19 protein-coding genes and 4 tRNA genes are annotated in these 19,790 nt (G+C 67.0%); 9 read left to right on the top strand and 14 right to left on the bottom strand.

The genetic code is table 11. From position 1 onward, the window contains the following. Positions 1-450 (bottom strand): ABC transporter permease (locus G369_RS0123090; protein WP_019656417.1); only part of this gene is annotated, 450 nt, incomplete at its 3' end. A gap of 103 nt (positions 451-553) precedes the next feature. On the opposite strand from G369_RS0123090, the gene G369_RS0123095 reads away from it, so the two are divergent. Beyond that, positions 554-841 carry a YfhL family 4Fe-4S dicluster ferredoxin gene (locus G369_RS0123095; protein WP_019656418.1) on the top strand — a complete coding sequence of 96 codons (288 nt, stop codon included), beginning with the start codon at positions 554-556 and terminating at the stop codon, positions 839-841. Here G369_RS0123095 and G369_RS0123100 read toward each other — a convergent pair. The 8 genes from G369_RS0123100 to G369_RS0123135 form a co-directional block, all read right to left on the bottom strand. Next, positions 838-1,323, bottom strand: coding sequence for a hypothetical protein (locus G369_RS0123100; protein WP_019656419.1), 486 nt, complete (start codon positions 1,321-1,323; stop codon positions 838-840). The genes G369_RS0123095 and G369_RS0123100 overlap by 4 nt on opposite strands. A gap of 36 nt (positions 1,324-1,359) precedes the next feature. Continuing rightward, positions 1,360-1,992 carry an aminoacyl-tRNA hydrolase gene (gene pth / locus G369_RS0123105; RefSeq protein ID WP_019656420.1) on the bottom strand — a complete coding sequence of 211 codons (633 nt, stop codon included), beginning with the start codon at positions 1,990-1,992 and terminating at the stop codon, positions 1,360-1,362. 87 nt (positions 1,993-2,079) lie between these two features. Further along, complete coding sequence (locus G369_RS0123110) at positions 2,080-2,757, bottom strand: 50S ribosomal protein L25/general stress protein Ctc (protein ID WP_019656421.1); 678 nt, start codon at positions 2,755-2,757, stop codon at positions 2,080-2,082. Positions 2,758-2,841: 84 nt separating this feature from the next. Further along, positions 2,842-3,816 carry a ribose-phosphate pyrophosphokinase gene (locus G369_RS0123115; RefSeq protein ID WP_019656422.1) on the bottom strand — a complete coding sequence of 325 codons (975 nt, stop codon included), beginning with the start codon at positions 3,814-3,816 and terminating at the stop codon, positions 2,842-2,844. 138 nt (positions 3,817-3,954) lie between these two features. Next, positions 3,955-4,031 (bottom strand) — tRNA-Gln (locus G369_RS0123120). A gap of 70 nt (positions 4,032-4,101) precedes the next feature. Further along, positions 4,102-4,983, bottom strand: coding sequence for a 4-(cytidine 5'-diphospho)-2-C-methyl-D-erythritol kinase (ispE, locus tag G369_RS0123125; RefSeq protein ID WP_019656423.1), 882 nt, complete (start codon positions 4,981-4,983; stop codon positions 4,102-4,104). Further along, a complete protein-coding gene (locus G369_RS0123130) occupies positions 4,980-5,507 on the bottom strand; it encodes a lipoprotein insertase outer membrane protein LolB (protein ID WP_019656424.1) in 528 nt (175 codons plus the stop codon). Before G369_RS0123130 ends, ispE begins: the two co-directional genes overlap by 4 nt. Position 5,508: 1 nt before the next feature. Continuing rightward, positions 5,509-7,368: a tetratricopeptide repeat protein gene (locus G369_RS0123135; RefSeq protein ID WP_019656425.1), complete on the bottom strand. Its 1,860-nt coding sequence runs from the start codon at positions 7,366-7,368 to the stop codon at positions 5,509-5,511. Positions 7,369-7,449: 81 nt separating this feature from the next. Here G369_RS0123135 and mutM point away from each other — a divergent pair, with 81 nt between their 5' ends. The 3 genes from mutM (at position 7,450) to mutY (ending at position 11,397) form a co-directional block, all read left to right on the top strand. Beyond that, complete coding sequence (gene mutM, locus G369_RS0123140) at positions 7,450-8,262, top strand: bifunctional DNA-formamidopyrimidine glycosylase/DNA-(apurinic or apyrimidinic site) lyase (protein ID WP_019656426.1); 813 nt, start codon at positions 7,450-7,452, stop codon at positions 8,260-8,262. Between the two features lie 101 nt (positions 8,263-8,363). Continuing rightward, positions 8,364-10,325, top strand: a complete 1,962-nt coding sequence (locus G369_RS0123145) for a dynamin family protein (RefSeq protein ID WP_019656427.1) — start codon at positions 8,364-8,366, stop codon at positions 10,323-10,325. 37 nt (positions 10,326-10,362) lie between these two features. Next, entirely contained in the window at positions 10,363-11,397 is a 1,035-nt protein-coding gene (gene mutY / locus G369_RS0123150) for an A/G-specific adenine glycosylase (RefSeq protein ID WP_019656428.1), read from the top strand. A 12-nt stretch (positions 11,398-11,409) separates the two neighbouring features. On the opposite strand, the gene rapZ is transcribed toward mutY, so the two are convergent. The 3 genes from rapZ to G369_RS0123165 form a co-directional block, all read right to left on the bottom strand. Further along, positions 11,410-12,288, bottom strand: a complete 879-nt coding sequence (rapZ, locus tag G369_RS0123155; protein WP_019656429.1) for an RNase adapter RapZ — start codon at positions 12,286-12,288, stop codon at positions 11,410-11,412. Next, positions 12,285-13,967, bottom strand: a complete 1,683-nt coding sequence (recN, locus tag G369_RS0123160) for a DNA repair protein RecN (protein WP_019656430.1) — start codon at positions 13,965-13,967, stop codon at positions 12,285-12,287. The genes rapZ and recN overlap by 4 nt, the downstream gene beginning before the upstream one ends. Before the next feature lie 166 nt (positions 13,968-14,133). Then, positions 14,134-15,048 (bottom strand): NAD kinase, encoded by a 915-nt coding sequence (locus G369_RS0123165; RefSeq protein WP_019656431.1) that lies wholly within the window; start codon positions 15,046-15,048, stop codon positions 14,134-14,136. 31 nt (positions 15,049-15,079) lie between these two features. Between G369_RS0123165 and hrcA the strand changes: the two genes are divergently transcribed. The 5 genes from hrcA to greB all read left to right on the top strand — a co-directional run bounded on the left by hrcA (position 15,080) and on the right by greB (position 17,195). Further along, entirely contained in the window at positions 15,080-16,087 is a 1,008-nt protein-coding gene (gene hrcA, locus G369_RS0123170; protein ID WP_019656432.1) for a heat-inducible transcriptional repressor HrcA, read from the top strand. Positions 16,088-16,118: 31 nt separating this feature from the next. Continuing rightward, a tRNA-Ile gene (locus tag G369_RS0123175) sits at positions 16,119-16,195 on the top strand. Between the two features lie 81 nt (positions 16,196-16,276). After that, a tRNA-Arg gene (locus G369_RS0123180) sits at positions 16,277-16,353 on the top strand. Positions 16,354-16,483: 130 nt separating this feature from the next. Beyond that, positions 16,484-16,560, top strand: a tRNA-Arg gene (locus G369_RS0123185). 56 nt (positions 16,561-16,616) lie between these two features. Beyond that, positions 16,617-17,195 (top strand): transcription elongation factor GreB, encoded by a 579-nt coding sequence (gene greB, locus G369_RS0123190; RefSeq protein ID WP_019656433.1) that lies wholly within the window; start codon positions 16,617-16,619, stop codon positions 17,193-17,195. A gap of 6 nt (positions 17,196-17,201) precedes the next feature. Here greB and G369_RS0123195 read toward each other — a convergent pair whose 3' ends face one another. Together G369_RS0123195 and rpoZ are read right to left on the bottom strand one after the other, a co-directional pair. Then, a complete protein-coding gene (locus G369_RS0123195) occupies positions 17,202-19,457 on the bottom strand; it encodes a RelA/SpoT family protein (RefSeq protein ID WP_019656434.1) in 2,256 nt (751 codons plus the stop codon). 93 nt (positions 19,458-19,550) lie between these two features. After that, positions 19,551-19,754: a DNA-directed RNA polymerase subunit omega gene (rpoZ, locus tag G369_RS0123200; RefSeq protein WP_019656435.1), complete on the bottom strand. Its 204-nt coding sequence runs from the start codon at positions 19,752-19,754 to the stop codon at positions 19,551-19,553. Positions 19,755-19,790 lie beyond the last annotated feature (36 nt).

Here is a 19,790-nt window from a genome sequence, read left to right on the forward strand (position 1 = left end):
CAGGATGGCGAACCAGAAGTTCGGAATGGCGATGCCGACCTGGGCCATGCCCATGAGGCCGACGTCGCCGAGCTTGTTGTGGCGGGCCGCGGCGGTCACGCCCACCAGCAGCGCGATCACGACGGTGAAGGCCATCGCCAGCACGGCCAGGGGCACGGTCAGGGCGAGGCGTTCGAGGATCAGGTCGAGCACCGGCGAGCTGTAGGCGTAGCTGTCGCCGAGGTTGCCGGTGAGCAGGCCGCCGATCCAGTGCCAGTAGCGCGTCCATGCGGGCTGGTCGAGGCCGAGCTTGGTGGCCAGGGCGGCGACGGCCTCGGGCGAGGCGTCGGGGCCCATGAGCATCTGCGCGGCGTTGCCGGGCAGGATCTCGAGCACGAGGAAGACGATGACCGAGGCGCCGATCAGGGTGCCGATCAGCGTGGCGAGGCGCTTGACTAGGAACAGGCTCATGGGGCGGGGCGCAGCATAACTGACTCCCGCAACAAATGTGCCGCGAATGTGGCCTTTGTCATTCACCGCCGGCCCGTTCCGCCCGAGCCGCGATAATCGGGGGATGGCCCTCATGATCACCGACGAATGCATCAACTGCGATGTCTGCGAGCCCGAGTGCCCGAACGACGCGATCTACATGGGCGCGGAGTTCTATGAGATCGATCCGCACAAGTGCACCGAGTGCGTGGGCCATTTCGATGAGCCGCAATGCGTGCAGATCTGCCCGGTGGCCTGCATTCCGGTGAACCCCGAGCATGTGGAAAGCCGGGAGACGCTGATGCAGAAATACCAGCGTCTCACGGCGATCAAGGTGACGGCTACCGCAGCAGCAGCTTCGTCCGGCGCCTAGTCGGCAGACTTCCGCTTCTTTTTCCTGCGCTCCGGTGCGTCGGCACCCGGCCCGCTGCTGAAGCTCAGGCTCGATTTCCGCGGCGTATTGGCTTCCTTGCGGGCGCGATCGCGCTCCCTCTGTTCGGCCATGGCGAGCCGCCTTTCCGCCAGGGCCGCGCTTCTTGCCTCCCGCGCTGCGCGCTGGTCGCGGTCGTACGCAGCCTTTTCCAGCGACAGGCGGCTGCGTTCCATGCGGTCGGCCTGGGTTTGGGCGCTGCGGATGCCGGCCTCGGCGGCCCGGCGGTCCTCGTCGCTGCGGCGATCGTCCACCTTCACCGTCCTGCCGCCTTCGCAGGGCTGGTCGGAATAGGTGTTGCCGCAACGCCAGGTGCCTGTGCCCTGGGCGGCAGCGCCCGTCGAGCATGCACCGATCGCTACTGAAAGGATAGCGGCTGCGGCTTTCGAAACCGTCTTTCCGTCCTTCTTTCTCTTCTCGCTCATTCTTGTTTCTCTCCCTCCCTGCACTTCAATGGCCGGCTAGGTGGCGGCAGGCGTGCCCCCTTCGCCGGGCTCCCTCCGCGGCGGCTTGGGCCGGGGCGGTTTGCTCGTGTGAATGACCAGCGTCGCCTTTTCCATTTCGCCCGCGATCAGCGCGGGAATCGCATGCAGCGTGCGGGTGATGGCGTCGTCGATCGCTTCGCGCTGTTCCTTGAGCGGCTTCTTGAGCACCCAGTTGACGACCTCCGACTTCACGCCGGGATGCCCGATGCCCAGGCGCAGCCGCCAGTAGTCGCCGGTGCCCAGTTGCGCATGGATGTCGCGCAGGCCGTTGTGGCCCGCATGGCTGCCGCCGAACTTGAGCTTGACCTGGCCCGGGACCACGTCGAGTTCGTCGTGCACGACGAGAATTTCCGCGGGCGCGATCTTGAAGAAGCGCGCCAGCGCAGCCACGGACTTGCCCGACAGGTTCATGAAGGTCTGCGGCTCCAGCAGCCAGATGCTCTGGCCGCCGATGTTCGTGCGCGCGGCCAGGCCGTGGTAGCTGCGCTCGGGCACGAGGTTGAGCTTCCATTCGCGCGCAAGGGCGTCGATCCACCAGAAGCCGGCGTTGTGCCGCGTGGCTTCGTACTCGGGGCCCGGGTTTCCGAGGCCGACAAACAGCTTGATCATGGTCGTGGATTATCCGGTCGCCGTAAAAGCAAAAAGGCCCGCACGAGGCGGGCCTTCATCGAGAAGCAACGGATGCGAAGAAGCGGATTACTTCTTGGCAGGTGCCTTGGCAGCGGGCGTCTTGGCCGCGGCCTTGCCACCCTTGCCAGCCGGAGCGGCGGCTGCGTCGGCAGCTGCTGCGCCTTCGGCGGGAGCTTCTTCTTCGGCAGCCGGGGTCACGGCCGAAGCCAGCACCGGGTTCGGCTTGCCGTGGCTGACCCACTTCACGCCGCGGGGCAGCTTGATGTCCTTCAGCGTGACAGTGCCGTTCTTCTTCAGGCCCGACAGGTCGACTTCGATGAACTCGGGCAGGTCGGTCGGCAGGCAGTTCACTTCCAGTTCGGTCGTGACGTGGTTGACCAGGTTGTGGTCGAGCTTGACGGCTTCGGACTCTTCCTCGCCCTTGAAGTGCACCGGCACCTTCAGGGTCATGCGGGTCTTGGCGTCCACGCGCTGGAAGTCGATGTGCTGCACCAGCTGGCGGAAGGGGTGGTATTGCACGTCACGCAGCAGAACCTTGCTGACGTTGCCGCCCAGTTCCATCTCGAGAACGCTGGAGTGGAAGGCTTCCTTCTTCAGGGCGTGCCACAGTGCGTTGTGATCGAGTTCGATCAGCTGGGGTTCGACGCCACCGCCGTAGACGATGCCGGGGGTCTTGCCCGTGATGCGGAGACGGCGGCTCGCACCCGTGCCCTGCTTTGCGCGCTCAAAAGCGACGAATTTCATAACTAGCTCCTGTAAGAGTCCACCGCGACCAGTGCGACTCCGGTTCAAAAAGGCTTCAGGGGTGAAGCCCGCTTTTTGCCCAGGTCAGAACAGGTTGTCCTGATCCGAGAACAAACTCATCACCGACTCGCCCTTGGCAATGCGCTGGATCGTCTCGGCGATCAGCGGTGCCACGGAGAGCTGGCGGATCTTTCCGCAGGCATTGGCGCCGTCGGAAAGGGGGATGGTGTTGGTCACGACCACTTCATCAAGGGCCGAGCCCTTGGTGATGCGCTCGATGGCCGGGCCCGAGAAGATCGGGTGCGTGCAGTAGGCGTACACGCTCTTGGCGCCGCGCTCCTTCAGCACCTCGGCCGCTTTGACCAGCGTGCCGGCGGTGTCGATCATGTCGTCCATGATCACGCAGTTGCGGCCGTCGATCTCGCCGATCACGTTCATGACTTCGCTGACGTTGGCCTTGGGGCGGCGCTTGTCGATGATGGCGAGGTCGCAGTTCAGCTGCTTGGCCAGCGCACGGGCGCGAACCACGCCGCCCACGTCGGGCGAGACCACGATCAGGTCTTCGTAGTTCTTGGCGCGCAGGTCGCCCAGCAGCACCGGCGAGGCGTAGATGTTGTCGACGGGAATGTCGAAGAAGCCCTGGATCTGGTCAGCGTGCAGGTCCATGGTGAGCACGCGCTCGACGCCGACGGTTTCCAGCAGGTTGGCCACGACCTTGGCGGAGATCGGCACGCGGCTGGAGCGCGGGCGGCGGTCCTGGCGGGCATAGCCAAAGTAGGGGATCACGGCGCTGATGCGTTCGGCCGAGGCGCGCTTGAGCGCGTCGACCATGATCAGCAGCTCCATCAGATTCTCGTTCGTCGGAGCGCAGGTCGACTGGACCACGAACACATCGCGTGCGCGGACGTTCTGGTTGATCTCGACGGTGACTTCGCCGTCGGAGAAGCGGCCGACGCGGGCGGCACCCAGCGAGGTGCCGAGGTTGTGCGCGATTTCCGCGGCAAGGCCCGGATTGGCGTTGCCGGTGAAAACCATGAAATCAGGGTGATTAGCCTGCATGAGCGCGTCCCGGCAGTGCAAGTGGGCTTAGGAAGCCGCCAAAAGGTTCGTGTGCATGGCGGCCGGTGAGCCGCCGATTATTGCAGCGGGTGGGCTGCAAATGAAGACTGCGGCCATCGGGCCGCAGTCGTGAAGATTTGGCAGGGGAGAAAGGATTCGAACCTTTGCATGCTGGAATCAAAATCCAGTGCCTTAACCAGCTTGGCGACTCCCCTACACGGGTCGACGGCTTTCGCCATCAACCGATATATGTCGCATCGAACCGAATGAACGATCCGATTATCTTCAGGTTGCCCATCCCCAGAGTGGATGAACTTCCAGATTGCTGCATTGACGAACCTGCCAGCCCTCGGGGGCGTCGAGCAGTTCCGCTTCATGCGGCGATTGCGGCAGCCTTGCGAACACCGAGCTTCCGGAGCCGGTCATCCGGGCTTTCAATCCTTGGGTGCCGAGCCATTCGATGGCGTCGGTGACCGCGGGACAAAGTCGCTGGGCAACCGGCTGCAGGTCGTTGTGGCCGAACTCGAAAACCCGGTTTCCCAAGTTTGTCGCTTCCGACGATTCGCTGTCTGCAGCAAAGCCTGAGATTATAGCAACAGGCGTAGCGCGTTGAAGGCCTGAGTCCGAAAAAATTAATCGGGTATCGAGTCCTTCGGGTGGTTTGACCACCACGAAGCGCGCGGACGAGAGTGTAACCGGTGTGATCTCCTCTCCGACGCCTTCCACCCACGCATTGCGCCCGCCAAGGAAGAAAGGAACGTCGGCACCCAGCTTCAGGCCGATGTGGGCCAGGCGGGACAGCGGCAGGTTCAACCCCCACAGGCGGTTCAGCGCGAGCAGGCAGGTGGCGGCATCCGACGAGCCTCCGCCCATGCCCGCCTGCGCCGGCACGTGCTTGGCGACGCCGATGTGCGCGCCCTGTCCGGGCGCGGCGAACGGCTGCAGGGCACGCGCGGCGCGCAGGATCAGATCGTCCGCCGGCAGCTCCGTGGTCAGGTCCTCGCGGCTGAGCTGGCCGTCGCGCCGCAGTTCGACGTGCAGCATGTCGCACCAGTCGATCAGCATGAACACCGACTGCAACAGGTGATAGCCGTCGTCGCGCCGGCCGGTGATGTGGAGAAAGAGATTGAGCTTGGCCGGCGCTGGAAGGTCGTAGATCGCCTTCATGACCGCTCGAACACGATGCGCAGGTCGGCGCGCGGGCTGGGCGACTCGCGCACGGCGTTCAGCCGCCCGGCGCCGAGTTGCGCGAGGTCGGCCTTCCAGCCAGGCACGGCCTCGTTGCGGCCGTCCAGCCAGCCGAACAGGGCGCCGACCGGAATGGCCGCGCCGGTGGCGGCCTCGATCAGCTCGTCGACGGAGTCGAAGCGCCGCGTCCTGCTGCCGTCCTTCAGCAGCGCCTCGCCCGGTGCCCAGTGCAGCTGGGCGAGCGTGCTGCCGATGGGCGTGGTGAGCGTCAGGTCGCCCGTCTCGGCCGAGCCGCGCAGTTCGAACAGCGCGGCGAAGGTCTGCACGGGCTCGCTCTCGATGCGCAGCGACATGCGGCCGCTCCAGCTGCCCGTGGGCTTCGGTGCCGAAGAGCCGCCGGACAGCTGCGCGCAGCCGGCAAGCAGCAACACCGCGGCACCGCCCGCCGCCAGAAGGGCTCGCCGGCCGGCCTGCATCGGCGCGAGTGCTCCTGCGTGCGCCATCTCAGGGCTTCACTCGCAGGCGCTTGAGCGTTTCCTGCAGCGTCTCGTTCTCGGCGTCGCTCAGCAGGGCTTCCTTCCAGATCGTGACCGCGCGGTCCTTCTGGCCGGAGGTCCAGAGGACTTCACCGAAGTGCGCGCCGATCTCGGGATCGGGCCGCGTCTTGTAGGCCGCCTCGAGGATGCGGATGGCCTCCGCCGTGTTGCCGAGCCTGAACTCGACCCAGCCCAGGCTGTCTGCGATGAACGGGTCTTCCGGTGCCAGCTGCACCGCCTTCTGGATCAGCGTGCGTGCCTCCTCGAGCCTGATCTTGCGATCGGCCAGCGAGTAGCCCAGCGCGTTGTACGCGTTCTGGTTGTCGGGCTTGAGTTCGATGAGACGGCGCAGCAGGCGCTCCATGTCGTCGAGGCGGTTGAGCTTCTCTGCGACCATGGCCTGGTCGTACACAAGGTCGCCGTCGTCCGGCGACGCCGCAGAAGCCTGCGCAAGCATGTCGTAGGCCGCCTGGAACTGCTTCGCGTCGCGCAGCAGCTGCACTTCGGCGAGGAATTTCTGCTTCTTGTCGTCGGCCGTGCGCTCGGGCAGGCCGCGGATGATCTCGCGGGCCTGCGGCAGCTTGCCCTGGCGCGCCAGCAGCGTGGCGCGGCGGGTCTGCGCGGCCACCAGTTCGTCGGCGCCGTCGACGCGGGAGAGCCAGCGCTCTGCGGCCGCATAGTCCTTGCGCCGTTCCGCCAGCTGCGACAGCGCGAAGTAGGCCTGCGAGATGCCGCGCTTGCGGTCGGCGGCATCGTCGGCATCCTTGCCGGCGCCGCTCTTCGGGCTGCTCGACAGCTCGATGAAGCGCTTGATCGAGGCTTCGGCCGCAGCGTCCTGCCGCGCCTGCATCTGCAGGCTGCCGAGCAGCAGCCAAGGCTCCGCGAGTTCGGGGCGCGAGGTGGTCAGCGTCTGCAGCTGGGCGGAGGCATCGCTGAAGCGGCGGTTCTCGACCAGCGCGCGCGCATAGGCGACGCGCAGGTCGGGCGAGGCCTTCGGGTTGTTGTTCAGGAAGCGCGTGACGATCGGCTCGGCCAGCGGCTGGCCGGGGTCGATCATCTCGAGCGCCAGCGCGGCGGGGGCCTCCGAGGCCGGATCGATCTCCTGGCCCTTGCGTGCCGCTTCCAGCGCACCGGAAGCATCGCCCGCATTCAGGCGCATCCGGCCGACGGTGGCCCAGGCCAGCCCGCCGGTCGTCGGGCTCTTCAGTTCGTCGACAAGCGCCTGCTCGACCACCGAGGCGGCCAGCTTCTTGTCGGAGGCGCGCGAGTAGTTGCGCACGATCACGGCCATGAGCAGCGGTCGCTCGATCTGCGAGGTGGCCGCCACTTCGGCGCGCAGCGGCTCGACGGTTTCGCTGATGCGGTTGAGCGCGATCAGGATCTGCAGTTCGATGCGGCGTGCGTCCCGCGAATTAGGCAGGGTCTCCTGCCAGGCACGTGCCGCGGCGAGCGCCGCATCGCCCGAGCGCGACTGCAGCGCGATCTCGACCGCGCGCTGGAACAGCTTGCCGTCGCGCAGCCGGCGGGCGGCGTCGAGCACGAGCGCATAGCCGGAGCCGGGGTCGCCGGAACGGGCGGTCATCTCGCCCATCAGGATCTCGTAGAACAGGTCGGCCGTGAGTGCGGACTGCAGCGGCGCGGGCTCGGCGGCCTCCTTGGCCGCGGCCGGCCGTGGCCTGGCTGCGGGCTTCGACTGCGCCGGCCGTTCGATGGCGGGAGTGGGGCTGACGGGAGCTGCCGGATCGGAAGATTGCGCGTGGGTGGCGCAGGCCAGCAAGGCGAGAGACGCGGCCGCCGCAAGGCGGTGTCGGCGGGGCGAAAAGTTCATGCAACCATAATAATCCAGCCTTTTGTACGAGCATCGCGTGGGGCTTCGCCGCCGCGGGCGTTTGCCGAAGATTTACCTTTCATGCCCGAGCTACCCGAAGTCGAAGTCACCCGCCGCGGATTCGCAGAGCGCATTGCGGGAGGCCGCATCGAGGCGGTGCGCATCGGCAAGCCGCTGCGATGGGCGCTGATGGTGCTGCCGGAGGCGTTGGTCGGCCGGCAGGTGCGCGAGGTGCGCCGCCGCGGCAAGTACCTGCTGATCGACCTCGACCGCGGCATCCTGCTGCTTCACCTGGGCATGTCGGGCAGCCTGCGCTTCGATGCCGCACTGCCGCCACCCGGGCCGCACGATCACTTCGATCTTGTTACCAACCTGGGCACCCTCAGGCTCAATGACCCGCGCCGTTTCGGCGCAGTTGTTTACGTGGAGGACGAATCTGCTCCATGGGCGATCAAGCTCCTGGGCGGCCTGGGCATGGAGCCGCTGGACGAAGGCTTCGACCTCGACGCCTTCCACGCCGGCCTGAAGAAGCGCAGGACGGCGGTCAAGCAGGTGCTGCTGGCGGGCGACGTGGTGGTGGGCGTGGGCAACATCTATGCGTCGGAGGCGCTGTTCCAGGCGGGCATCCGGCCGACGCTGTCGGCGGCGCGCATCAGCCGGCCGCGGGCGGCCAGGCTGCATGCGGCGGTTCGGGAGATCCTCGCGAGGGCGGTGGAGAAGGGCGGCAGCACGCTGCGCGACTTCTCCAACATCGACGGGCAGAACGGCTACTTCCAGCTCGAGGCGACCGTCTACGGCCGGGCGGGCGAGCCCTGTCGGGTTTGTGCAACGCCGATCCGGCTGCTGCGACAGGGGCAGCGTTCCACCTATTACTGCCCCAATTGCCAGAAGTAGGTGCAGGCTCGCCTGCCGGGGCGGAAAAATAGAAACAATCCGGAAACGTCAGTGGCGCGCATGCCGATGTATATTTGTAAATTGTTTCTTACACATTCCCCTTGAGCCGCTCCTTCAATCAACAACTCGATCAGCACGGTGCGTGGCGGAGCAATTTCGCCCACCGGCTGCAGTGGCTGTCCCGCTGGCTGACCGAGAACGAACTGCTCGACCAGGCGGTGGCTGAGCGCCTGCGCGGCCTCGAGACGCAGATCCGCACCAGCAAGGTCATGGTCGCCTTCGTGGCCGAGTTCTCGCGCGGCAAGTCGGAACTGATCAACGCCATCTTCTTCGCCGGCTACGGGCGGCGCATCATGCCCGCCAGCGCCGGCCGCACCACGATGTGCCCGACCGAGCTGGGCTACGACGCCGCGCATGCGCCCAAGCTGCGCCTGCTGCCCATCGAGACCCGGCTGGAGCCCCATTCCCTGGCCCACTGGCGCGACAAGCCCACCCGCTGGACCGAGATCGCCATCGACGTCGGCAATGCCGAACAGCTGGCGCAGGCCATGGGCAAGGTGGCCGAGGTGCGCTGGGTCGGCAAGGACGAGGCCCGCACGCTGGGCTTCTGGAACGACGAAACGCCCGACGACAACCCGGTGCAGGACGCCGAAGGCCGCGTGGAAATTCCGCGCTGGCGCCATGCGGTGCTGAACATGCCGCACCCGCTGCTTGAGCAGGGGCTGGTGATCCTCGACACGCCGGGCCTGAACGCGATCGGCGCCGAGCCCGAACTCACGGTGAGCCTGATCCCGCAGGCGCACGCGGTGGTCTTCATCCTGGGCGCCGAGACCGGCGTGACGCGCTCCGACCTGTCCATCTGGCGCGAGCACCTGATCACCGAGGACGAAGGCAACGACACGCGCTTCGTGGTGCTCAACAAGATCGACACCATGTGGGACACGCTCAGCACGCCCGCGCAGATCGAACTGCAGATCGAGCGCCAGCGCGAAGGCGCGGCCCGCCTGCTCGATGTGCCGCTGGCACAGGTGCTGCCCGTGTCGGCGCAGAAGGGCCTGCAGGCCAAGATCCAGCGTGACGGCCAGCTGCTGCAGGCCAGCCGCCTGCCGGCGCTCGAATCGCTGCTGGCCGAAGGGGTTCTGGGCAAGCGCGAGACCATGCTGCGGCTCGCGGTCGATGCCGGCATGACCGCGCTGCGCGCCGAGGCCGAGCGCATCCTGAAGGTGCGCCAGCGCGACCTGGCCGAACAGGCGCTCGAGCTGCAGGGCCTGCGCGGCAAGAACGTCTCGGTGATCCGCCACATGCGCGCGCGCATCGACCAGGAGCATGCCGAGTTCGAAGGCAGCAACACGCGCATCCTGGCGCTGCGATCGGTGCAGGGCAAGCTGCTGCGCGAGGTGTATGCCGTGCTGGGGCGCACCGCGCTGAAGGCCGACATGGTGAAGCTGTCGGCCGCGCTCAAGCGCCCCGGCGTCAAGTTCAACGTGCGCAAGGTGTACGCCGAGACTTTCGACTCGCTGCGCAACAACCTGCGCGAGGTGCAGGCGACCACGGCCGAGATCCAGTCGATGCTGCACGCCACCTTCCGCCAGCTCAATGCCGAGCAGGGCTTCACCCTGCAGGCGCCGGCCGAGCCCGATCTCACCGGTTTCGAGCAGGAGCTCGCGCAGATCGAGCGCAGCCACATCCACTACCTGGGCGTGGGCAACCTTCTGAAGCTCGCGCAGGCCGACTTCTGCGACAAGCTGGTCCGCGCGCTCGCCAGCCGGCTGCGGCTGGTGAACGAGGCCGCGATGACCGAGGTCGAGCGCTGGAGCAAGGGCGCGAGCGCGCAGATCGATGCCCAGCTCAGGGAGCGCCGCCGCAACTTCAGCAAGCGCATCGAGGCGATCGAGCGCATCCAGAGCGCGGCGGGCAATCTCGACGAGCGCCTCGTCGAACTGGCCGCGCAGGAGAGCAACCTCGCGGAGCTCCATGTGCAGCTGCGCGAGTTCACCTCGCTGATCGCGCAGCACGGACGGCCGCAGCCTGCGGCCACCATCGGCGAACTGCGTGCGGCCTGAACGAAGCGCTTCCAAGGCGGCGACTGCAACCCTGTCATTGCCTCCGGACTTCGCAGCGCAGATCGTGAGCTGGCAGCGCAGCCACGGCCGCAGCCAGCTGCCGTGGCAGAACACGCGCGACCCCTACCGCGTGTGGCTGTCGGAGGTGATGCTGCAGCAGACGCAGGTGTCGACGGTGCTCGGCTACTTCGCGCGCTTCCTCGAACGCTTTCCCGATGTGAAGGCCCTGGCCGCCGGCACCGAGGACGAGGTGTTCGGCCTGTGGAGCGGGCTGGGCTACTACAGCCGCGCCCGCAACATGCATCGTTGCGCGCAGGAGGTCGTCGCGCGATTCGGCGGCGAGTTTCCGCGCACCGCTGCGGAGCTTGTCACGCTGCCGGGCATCGGACGCTCGACATCGGCGGCTATTGCGGCCTTCTGCTTCGGCGAGCGTGTCGCGATCCTCGACGGGAACGTCAAGCGCGTGCTGACGCGCGTGCTCGGTTTCGCGGGCGACATGTCCTCCGCGGCGCAGGAGCGCGCGCTGTGGGATCTGGCAACGCAGCTGCTCCCGCCCGCCGACGACAAGGAAGCCATCGCGTCCTACACGCAGGGCGTGATGGACATGGGCGCCACCGTGTGCCTGCCGCGCAAGCCGAGCTGCATGATCTGCCCGGTGCAGCAGAGCTGTGTCGCCCTGCGCGAAGGTGCGCCCGAGCGCTATCCGGTCAAGACGCGCAAGCTCAAGCGCAGCGCGCAGTCGCTGTGGGTGCTGCTGGCGCGCGACGAGCAAGGCCGCGTGTGGCTGGAGAAGCGGCCGGCGAAGGGCATCTGGGCCGGTCTCTACTGCCTGCCGGTGTTCGACAGCCGCGAGCAGCTTCTCGAAGCCTTGCCCCCAGCTGCGCGGCGCGGCGCCCATGACCTGCCGGCCTTCGTGCACGTGCTGACCCACAAGGACCTGCACCTGCATCCGGTGCAGATCGACGGCGGCCAGCCGCAAGGCGATGCCGCGCGCTGGTTCGATGCGGAGGAATGGAGCAGGCTGGGCCTGCCGGCCCCGATGCGCAAGATGCTGGAAGACGGCGAGGCCTGAGCCGCCGGCCGGTCAGATCGCGTCGAGCTCGCGGTGCCGCTTCAGCGCGCCCCAGCGCGCACCGAACGAGCGCGCCAGCTGCTCGACCAGGAATACCGAGCGGTGCTGCCCGCCCGTGCATCCGATGGCCACCGTCACGTAGCTGCGATGGTCGCGCGCCAGAGCGTCGAGCCAGTGCGTCAGGAACTGCTCGATGTCGTCGTACATGCGCGCCACGTCGTCGTGCTCGCGCAGCCATTCGATCACCGGCTCGTCGCGGCCCGTCAGCGGGCGCAGCGCCGGCACGTAGTGCGGATTGGGCAGCATGCGCACGTCGAAGACATAGTCGGCATCCAGCGGCACGCCGCGCTTGAAGGCGAAGGATTCGAACACCAGCGTGAGCGGCGTCTGCGGCGCGGAGATCAGCGACTTGATGTAGCTCTGCAGCTGCGCCGGGCGGATCAGGCTGGTGTCTATCACGTCGGCGCCGTCGCGCAGGTCGGCCAGCAGCTCGCGCTCGAGCTCGATCGCCTGGGTCAGCACGCGGTGCTGCTCGGGCACGTCGGTGCGGCCTTCCTGGCGCGAAAGCGGGTGGCGGCGGCGGGTTTCCGAATAGCGGCGCAGCAGGGCATCGGTGGTCGCGTCGAGGAACAGCGAGCGCAGCGAGATGCCGCCGTCGCGGCGCAGTGCCTCCAGCTGCTGCGGAACGATGGGCAGCGAGACGCCGCTGCGCACGTCCATGGCAATGGCCACGCGCGTGGCCTGCTGCTCGTGCTGCAGCGCGATGAACGAGGTCAGCAGCTCGGGCGGCAGGTTGTCGACGCAGTAGTAGCCCGCGTCTTCCAGCGCATGCAGGGCCACCGACTTGCCGGAGCCCGACATGCCCGTGATGAGCACGAGGTCGAGATTCATTGCGCGGTCGCCGAGGTCTTGTGGCCGAGCATCTCGCGCGCGTGGGCGAGCGAGGTCTGTGAAACCTTTTCGCCGCCCAGCATGCGGGCGATCTCCCGGGCGCGGCTGTCGTCGTCGAGGCGCGACACGCCGCTTTCGGTGCGCGGGCCGTCGCTGTCGGTCGCTGCCGTCTGGCGCTTGGCCACCACCAGGTGGTGGTCGGCGCACGCTGCAACCTGCGGCAGGTGGGTCACGGCAAGCACCTGACGATCGCGGCCGAGCTGCTTCATCAGGCGGCCGACCGTCTCGGCGACCGCGCCGCCCACGCCGGAATCGACCTCGTCGAAGATCAGCGTCTGCGCCGCGCCGAGCTGGCTGGTGGTGACCGCGATGGCCAGCGCGATGCGCGAAAGTTCGCCGCCCGAAGCCACCTTGCCGATGGCCCGCGGCGTGCTGCCGGTATGGCCCGCCACGAGGAAGGCCACGTCTTCGAGGCCAGCGCGGCTCGGCTGCGCGAGCGGCTGCAGCTCGACCTCGAAGCGCCCGCCCTGCATGCCCAGGCCCTGCATGGCCTCTGTGACGGCCTGCGAGAGGCGGGGCGCCGCCTGCTTGCGGACCTTGCCCAGCGCCTTGGCTTCCTTCATGTAGGCCTGCTGGGCGGCCTGCTCCGCACGTTCCAGGCCTTCGAGATCGCTCTGTGCGTCGAGCGCCTGCAGCTCGGCCTGCCAGCCGGCCAGCAGCGCCGGCAGCTCGGCCGGCGGTCGCTTGTAGCGGCGCGCGAGCGACATCCACAGGCCCATGCGCTCGTCGAGTTCGGCGAGGCTCTGCGGGTCGGTGTCGGCATCGCGAAGGTAGCCGTGCAGCGTGTGCGCCGCGTCGGAGGCTTGCGCCACACAGGAGGCGAGCACCTCGCCCAGCGAGCGGAACTCGGGCTCGATGTGCTCGCAGTTCTGCAGCAGCGTGGCCGCGCGCTGGAGCGCGGAGAGGGCGCCGTTGTCGTCGTCTTCCAGTGCCTGGCTGGCGCCCTGGGCCGCGTCGATCAGCGCCTGCGCATTGGAGATGCGCGAGTGGTTGGTCGAAAGTTCTTCCCACTCGTCGACGCCCGGCGCCAGCTTGGCCACTTCGGAAATCTGCCACTGCAGCCGTTCGCGTTCGCGCTGCAGCGAGTCTTGCGCGGAGCGGGCGTGCTCGAGCGCGGAAAGCGCCTGCCGCCACGCCTGCCATGCGGCATCGAGCGCGTCGGTGCGCACGCCCGCGTAGGCGTCGAGCAGGCCGCGCACCGCCTCGGGCCGCGTCAGGCTCTGCCAGGCGTGCTGGCCGTGGATGTCGAGCAGGCGGTCGCCGAGTTCGCGCAGCTGGGTCGCGGTGGCGGGGCTGCCGTTGATCCAGCCGCGGCTGCGGCCCTGCAGGTCGACGGTGCGGCGCAGCAGCAGCGCGTCGCCGGCCTCGAAGCCGCCTTCGTCGAGCCAGCTGTCCAGGGCCGGGTCGGCATCGAACTCGGCGCTCACGTCCAGGCGCTCGGCGCCTTCGCGCACCGCGCCGGCGTCGGCCCGGTTGCCCAGTGCCAGCTGCAGCGCGTCGATCAGGATGGATTTGCCCGCGCCCGTTTCACCGGTCAGCACCGTGAAACCGCCGGACAGGTCGAGTTCGAGTGATCGCACGATCACGAAGTCGCGCAGTGCGATGCGTCGCAATGCCATCTCAGTTGTTCCTCAAGTTTCCGGACACGGGGCGTTGTTGTGCGAAGTCGTGGCAGGCAGGCCGCGAAACACCGCGGAACCGGCTTCGCCGGGCCGCCGGTGTTGCCCCCTGCAAGGGGATTGGCGAAGCGACACGAAGTGCGCGCAGCCTGGGGGTGTGCTTCATTCAGGAGCCCCCTTCGTTCCAGTGAAGTTTCTTGCGCAGCGTGTCGAAATAGCTCCAGCCGCGTGGATGCAGGAAGCGCACGCGGAAGTCGGAGCGCCGTACCACCACGCGGTCGCCGATGGCGAGCGAGGCGAGCGACTGCATGTCGAAATTGGCGCTGGCGTCGCGTCCGCCGACCAGCTCGATGACGATCTCGTCCGCATCAGGCAGCAGCACGGGCCGGTTCGACAGCGTGTGCGGCGCGATCGGCACCAGGACCCAGCCCGGCACCGCGGGGTGCAGCAGCGGCCCGCCGGCGGAGAGCGCATAGGCGGTCGAGCCCGTGGGCGTGGCGATGATCAGTCCGTCGGCGCGCTGGTTGGCCACGAAGTGCCGGCCCACCGAGACGCGAAGCTCGACCATGCCCGAGGTGGCGCCGCGGTTGACGACCACGTCGTTCATGGCGAAGGCGTCGAACACCGAGGCGCCGTCGCGCATGACCCTGGCCTGCATCAGGCTGCGATGGTCTTCCTCGTATTCGCCGGCCAGCATGGGGATCAGCGTGGACTGGTAGTTGTCGAGCGGAATGTCGGTGATGAAGCCGAGCCGGCCGCGGTTGATGCCGATCAGCGGAATGCCGTAGCTCGCGAGCTGCCGGCCGATGCCCAGCATCGTGCCGTCGCCGCCGACCACCAGGCCGAGGTCGCAGCGCTGTCCTATTTCCTCGACGCTGAGAGCCTGGTAGCGTGGGTTGGCGGGTGCGTCGGCAGCGGCGTCGTCTTCGCATGTCGGGCGCTCGACGTAGACTGCGCATCCTTGCGATTCGAGGAAGGCGCCGATGCCTTCCATGACGCCGTCGCGCGCATCCGCCTGCGACCTGGCGCCGGAAGCCTGGTATTTGCCGATCAGGGCGACGTGACGAAAGCGAGAGGTCATATCTCACAAATTACAACACTAAAATCTTGCAATGCTGGACGACCGTGCCAAGTTGCTGCTCAAGACGCTCGTTGAGCGCTACATAGCCGACGGGCAGCCCGTCGGGTCCCGGACTCTGTCGCGCTCCTCGGGGCTCGACCTGTCGCCCGCGACCATCCGCAACGTCATGTCCGACCTCGAGGCGCTGGGGTTGATCGCCAGCCCGCACACTTCGGCCGGCCGCATTCCCACGCATCGCGGCTATCGCCTTTTCGTCGACACCATGCTGACGGCCAAGCGCGAGCAGATGACCGCGCCCAGCCTCCCGCCCGACCAGCCCCAGAAAGTGATCGCCAACGCGGCGCACCTGCTGTCGAACATGTCGCAGTTCGTGGGCGTGGTGATGGCGCCGCGGCGCGCGTCGGTGTTCAAGCAGATCGAGTTCCTGCGGCTGTCGGAGCGCAGGCTGCTGGTGATCATCGTTTCGCCCGACGGCGACGTGCAGAACCGGGTGATCTTCCCCGAGGCCGACTATTCGCAGTCGCAGCTGGTCGAGGCCTCGAACTACATCAACGCGAACTACGCCGGGCTGACCATCGAGCAGGTGCGCGACCGGCTGCAGTCCGAGATCGAGAAGCTGCGCGGCGAGATCGCCACGCTGATGCAGGCCGCGGTGCAGGTCAGCTCGGAAGTGCTGACCGAGGCACAGGAGGACGACGTCGTCATCTCCGGCGAGCGCAACCTGCTGTCGGTGAGCGATTTCTCCAGCGACATGGGTCAGCTGCGCCGCGCCTTCGAGCTCTTCGAGCAGAAGGCGCAGCTGATGCGGCTGCTCGACGTGTCGAGCAAGGCGGATGGCGTGCGCATCTTCATCGGCGGCGAAAGCCAGGTGGTGCCATTCGAGGAACTCTCGATCGTCAGCGCGAACTACGAGGTCGACGGGGAAGTCGTGGGCACCCTCGGCGTGATCGGGCCGACGCGCATGCCCTACGAACGCATGATCCAGATCGTCGACATCACCTCGCGCCTCGTGACCAACGCGCTGAGCCATCGCAAGTAGGCTCGTCGGCGCGCATAGAATCGTGCCGCGTGGGCCGTTAGCTCAGTTGGTTAGAGCAGCGGACTCATAATCCGTTGGTCGCTGGTTCAAGCCCAGCACGGCCTACCACCCTCCCTTGGCGATTCAATCCTTCGATGTGTTGCCGTGCTTTCGGGGGCAGCCAAAAATCAGGCTATAATCGAGAGCTTAGCGGCTGTAGCTCAGCTGGATAGAGTACTTGGCTACGAACCAAGGGGTCGTGGGTTCGATTCCTGCCAGCCGCACCATCTTGAAATGCCCGGGAGATTCGTCTCTCGGGCATTTTCTTTTTCGGGTCTCTATTTATCTTTCGATTTATTCAATCTGCCCGAATAGTTCGAAAGATGGCTTCGAAAGCGGTCTATAATCGCAAGCTGTGCGGCTGTAGCTCAGCTGGATAGAGTACTTGGCTACGAACCAAGGGGTCGTGGGTTCGATTCCTGCCAGCCGCACCACTATAAAGAAAGCCCGCAACGCAAGTTGCGGGCTTTTTTCTTTTCGGAGGATCAGCGTGAACAAGGCATTCACCAAGGAAACGGATTCCGACGGAGACGACGATGGCGCAGATGGCGCCTCGCCACCGATTCCCGCGGGCGGCAAGAACTACATCACCCCCCAAGGCTACGCACGCCTGCGCGACGAGCTGTTGCACCTGATGGACGAGGAGCGCCCGAAGATCGTCGAGACCGTCCACTGGGCCGCCAAGAACGGCGACCGATCGGAAAACGGCGACTACCTCTACGGCAAGAAGCGCCTGCGCGAGATCGATCGACGCATCCGCTTCCTCACCAAGCGCCTCGAGATCGCCGAGGTCACCGATCCATCGGTGCATCACGGCCGCGACCAGGTCTTCTTCGGTGCCACGGTCCTCTATGCCGACGAGGCAGGCGAGGAGCGCAGCGTCACCATCCTCGGCATCGACGAGGCGGAGAGCGCGAAGTCGCAGGTCAGCTGGATCTCTCCGATCGCGCGGGCGCTGCTGAAGGCGCGCGAGGGCGACGTCGTGAAGCTCGTAACCCCGGGCGGGGCGCATGAGGTCGAGATTCTGTCGGTGAGTTACCCGGCGCCAGGCTCGGCCGGCACGGCGTAGCCCCGCTCAGGGCGCCGGAACCGTCCTCGAGGCGGTCAGCACCGATGCCGTGCGCCGCGCCGCGCGCAACACAGCATCCAGATGGGCACGGTCGCGCACCGCGATCACGAAGCGCAGGTCGGTCGAGTCCTGCGGGGTCTCGTCGGCCATCTCCACGTGCGTGATGTCGGCTTCGGCATCGGCCAGTGTGGCCGCGACGCGCGCCAGCACGCCCTTGTCGTTGCGCACGGTAATGACCACGCCAGTCTCGAAGGCGCGCGTGGGCTCGTCGGCCCATTCGACGGCGAAGAAGCGCTCGCTGTCCTTGTGGCGCAGCCGCTGGCCGACGCCGCATTCCTCCGTGTGGACCACCAGGCCTTCGCCGTGGCCGAGATAGCCGACGATCGGGTCGCCGGGAATCGGGCGGCAGCACAGCGCGAAGCGCACCGACGAGTTCTCGCTGCCGTCCAGCGTCACGGCGCCTTGCGACACCGTCTCGTGCGAAATGAAGCGCTCGCGGCTCAGAAGCAGCGCGTCGGGCCGCTCGCCGAGTTCGGTGAGCATCGCCACCAGCCGCTTCGCGACGATGCTCGCGATGCGCTTGCCCAGACCGATGTCGGTCAGCAGCTCCGAGCGGGTGCGGTTGCCGGTGAAGCGCAGCAGTTTTTCCCACAGCGCCTGGTGCTCTTCGTCGTTCTCCGGCAGCTTGCTCAGGCCTTCGGCACGCAGCGCCTGCGCGAGCAGCTTCTCGCCCAGGCCCTCGGACTCGGCGTGCGCAAGGGTCTTGAGGTAATGGCGGATCTTGGAGCGCGCACGGCCGGTGCGCACGAAGCCGAGCCAGGCCGGATTGGGCGTCGACACCGGCGCGGTGATCACCTCGACAACGTCGCCGTTCTTGAGCTCGGTGCGCAGCGGCACCTGGTCGCCGTTGATGCGCGCGGCCGAGGTGTGGTCGCCGATGTTGCTGTGGATGGCGTAGGCGAAATCGACCACCGTGGCGCCGCGCGGCAGAGCCATGATCTGGCTCTTGGGCGTGAACACGTAGACCGCGTCGGGAAACAGGTCGACCTTGACATGGTCCCAGAACTCGGCGGCGTCGCGGGTCTCGTCCTGGATGTCGAGCAGCGACTGCAGCCACTTGGTACCCAGGCGGTCGTTGCTGGCGGCGTTCGGCTCGGCGGCCTTGTAGAGCCAGTGCGCAGCCACGCCTGATTCGGCCACCACGTGCATGGCCTCGGTCCGCAGCTGGAACTCGACGCTCACGCCAGCCGGCCCCACGAGCGTGGTGTGCAGCGACTGGTAGCCGTTGAGCTTGGCGATCGCGATGTGGTCCTTGAACTTGCCCGGCAGGGGCTTGTACATCTGGTGCAGGATGCCGAGCCCGGTGTAGCAGGCGATCACGTTCGGCACGATCAGGCGGAAACCGTAGATGTCGGTCACCTGGGCGAAGCTCAGGTGCTTTTCCTCCATCTTGCGGTAGATGGAATAGAGCGTCTTCTCGCGCCCGGCGATGCGCAGTGTCATGCCGGCGGCGGAGAAGGCGGCTTCGACTTCCTTCTGAACCTTCTGGATCAGGTCGCGCCGTCGGCCGCGCGCCTTGGCGACGGCTTTCGAGAGCGTGGCATAGCGCCACGGTTTCAGATGACGGAACGACAGCTCCTGGAGCTCGCGGTAGGTCTGGTTCAGCCCCAGCCGGTGGGCGATGGGCGCGTAGATGTCCAGCGTCTCGCGCGAGATCCGGCCCCATTTCTCACGGGGCGCGTCGGCCAGCGTGCGCATGTTGTGCGTGCGGTCCGCCAGCTTGACGAGGATGACGCGCACGTCGCGCGCCATGGCCAGCAGCATCTTGCGGAACGACTCGGCCTGATTCTCCTCGCGGGTATTGAACTGCAGCTTGTCGAGCTTGGTGAGCCCGTCGACCAGTTCAGCCACCGGGGCGCCGAAGCGCTCGATGAGTTCTGGCTTGGTGACGCCGCAATCCTCGATGGCGTCGTGAAGCAGGGCGGCCATCAGCGCCTGCGCATCGAGCTTCCATTCGGCGCACTGCGCCGCCACGGCAATGGGGTGGGTGATGTACGGCTCGCCGCTGTTGCGCAGCTGCCCGAGGTGCGCTTCGTCGGCGAAGCGGTAGGCGCGGCGGACCAGCTCGGTGTCTTCGGGGCTCAGGTAGTCCAGCCGCGCGGTCAGTGCGGCAAAGCTCGCGGCGGCCGCATTCAGCGCCGCCGGGCTCGGCTTCGGCGTGCCTTTGGGGGCATGGGACTGAGATTTGGCGACCGCGCTCATGCCTATCACTTTAGCGTGACCGATGTGTGGACGCCTCCGGCCATAAAAAAAGCACCGCTTTGCGGTGCCTTTTCGTTGCAGGGCTGCGTCAGATCAGCCCGGCACCTTCTTGAGCATTTCGAGGCCGATCTTGCCTTCGGCGATCTCGCGCAGCGCGGTCACGGCGGGCTTATTCTTGCTCTCGATCTTGGGGGCGTGGCCCTGGCTCAGCATGCGCGCACGGTAGGTGGCGGCCAGGACGAGCTGGAAGCGGTTCGGAATGTGGACGAGACAATCTTCGACGGTGATGCGGGCCATGATAAGGATCTTTCGGTCGGTCTGGAGCGGGTGGGC

This window comes from Variovorax atrisoli 110B, from assembly GCF_000382045.1.
Taxonomy (GTDB): domain Bacteria; phylum Pseudomonadota; class Gammaproteobacteria; order Burkholderiales; family Burkholderiaceae_C; genus Variovorax; species Variovorax atrisoli.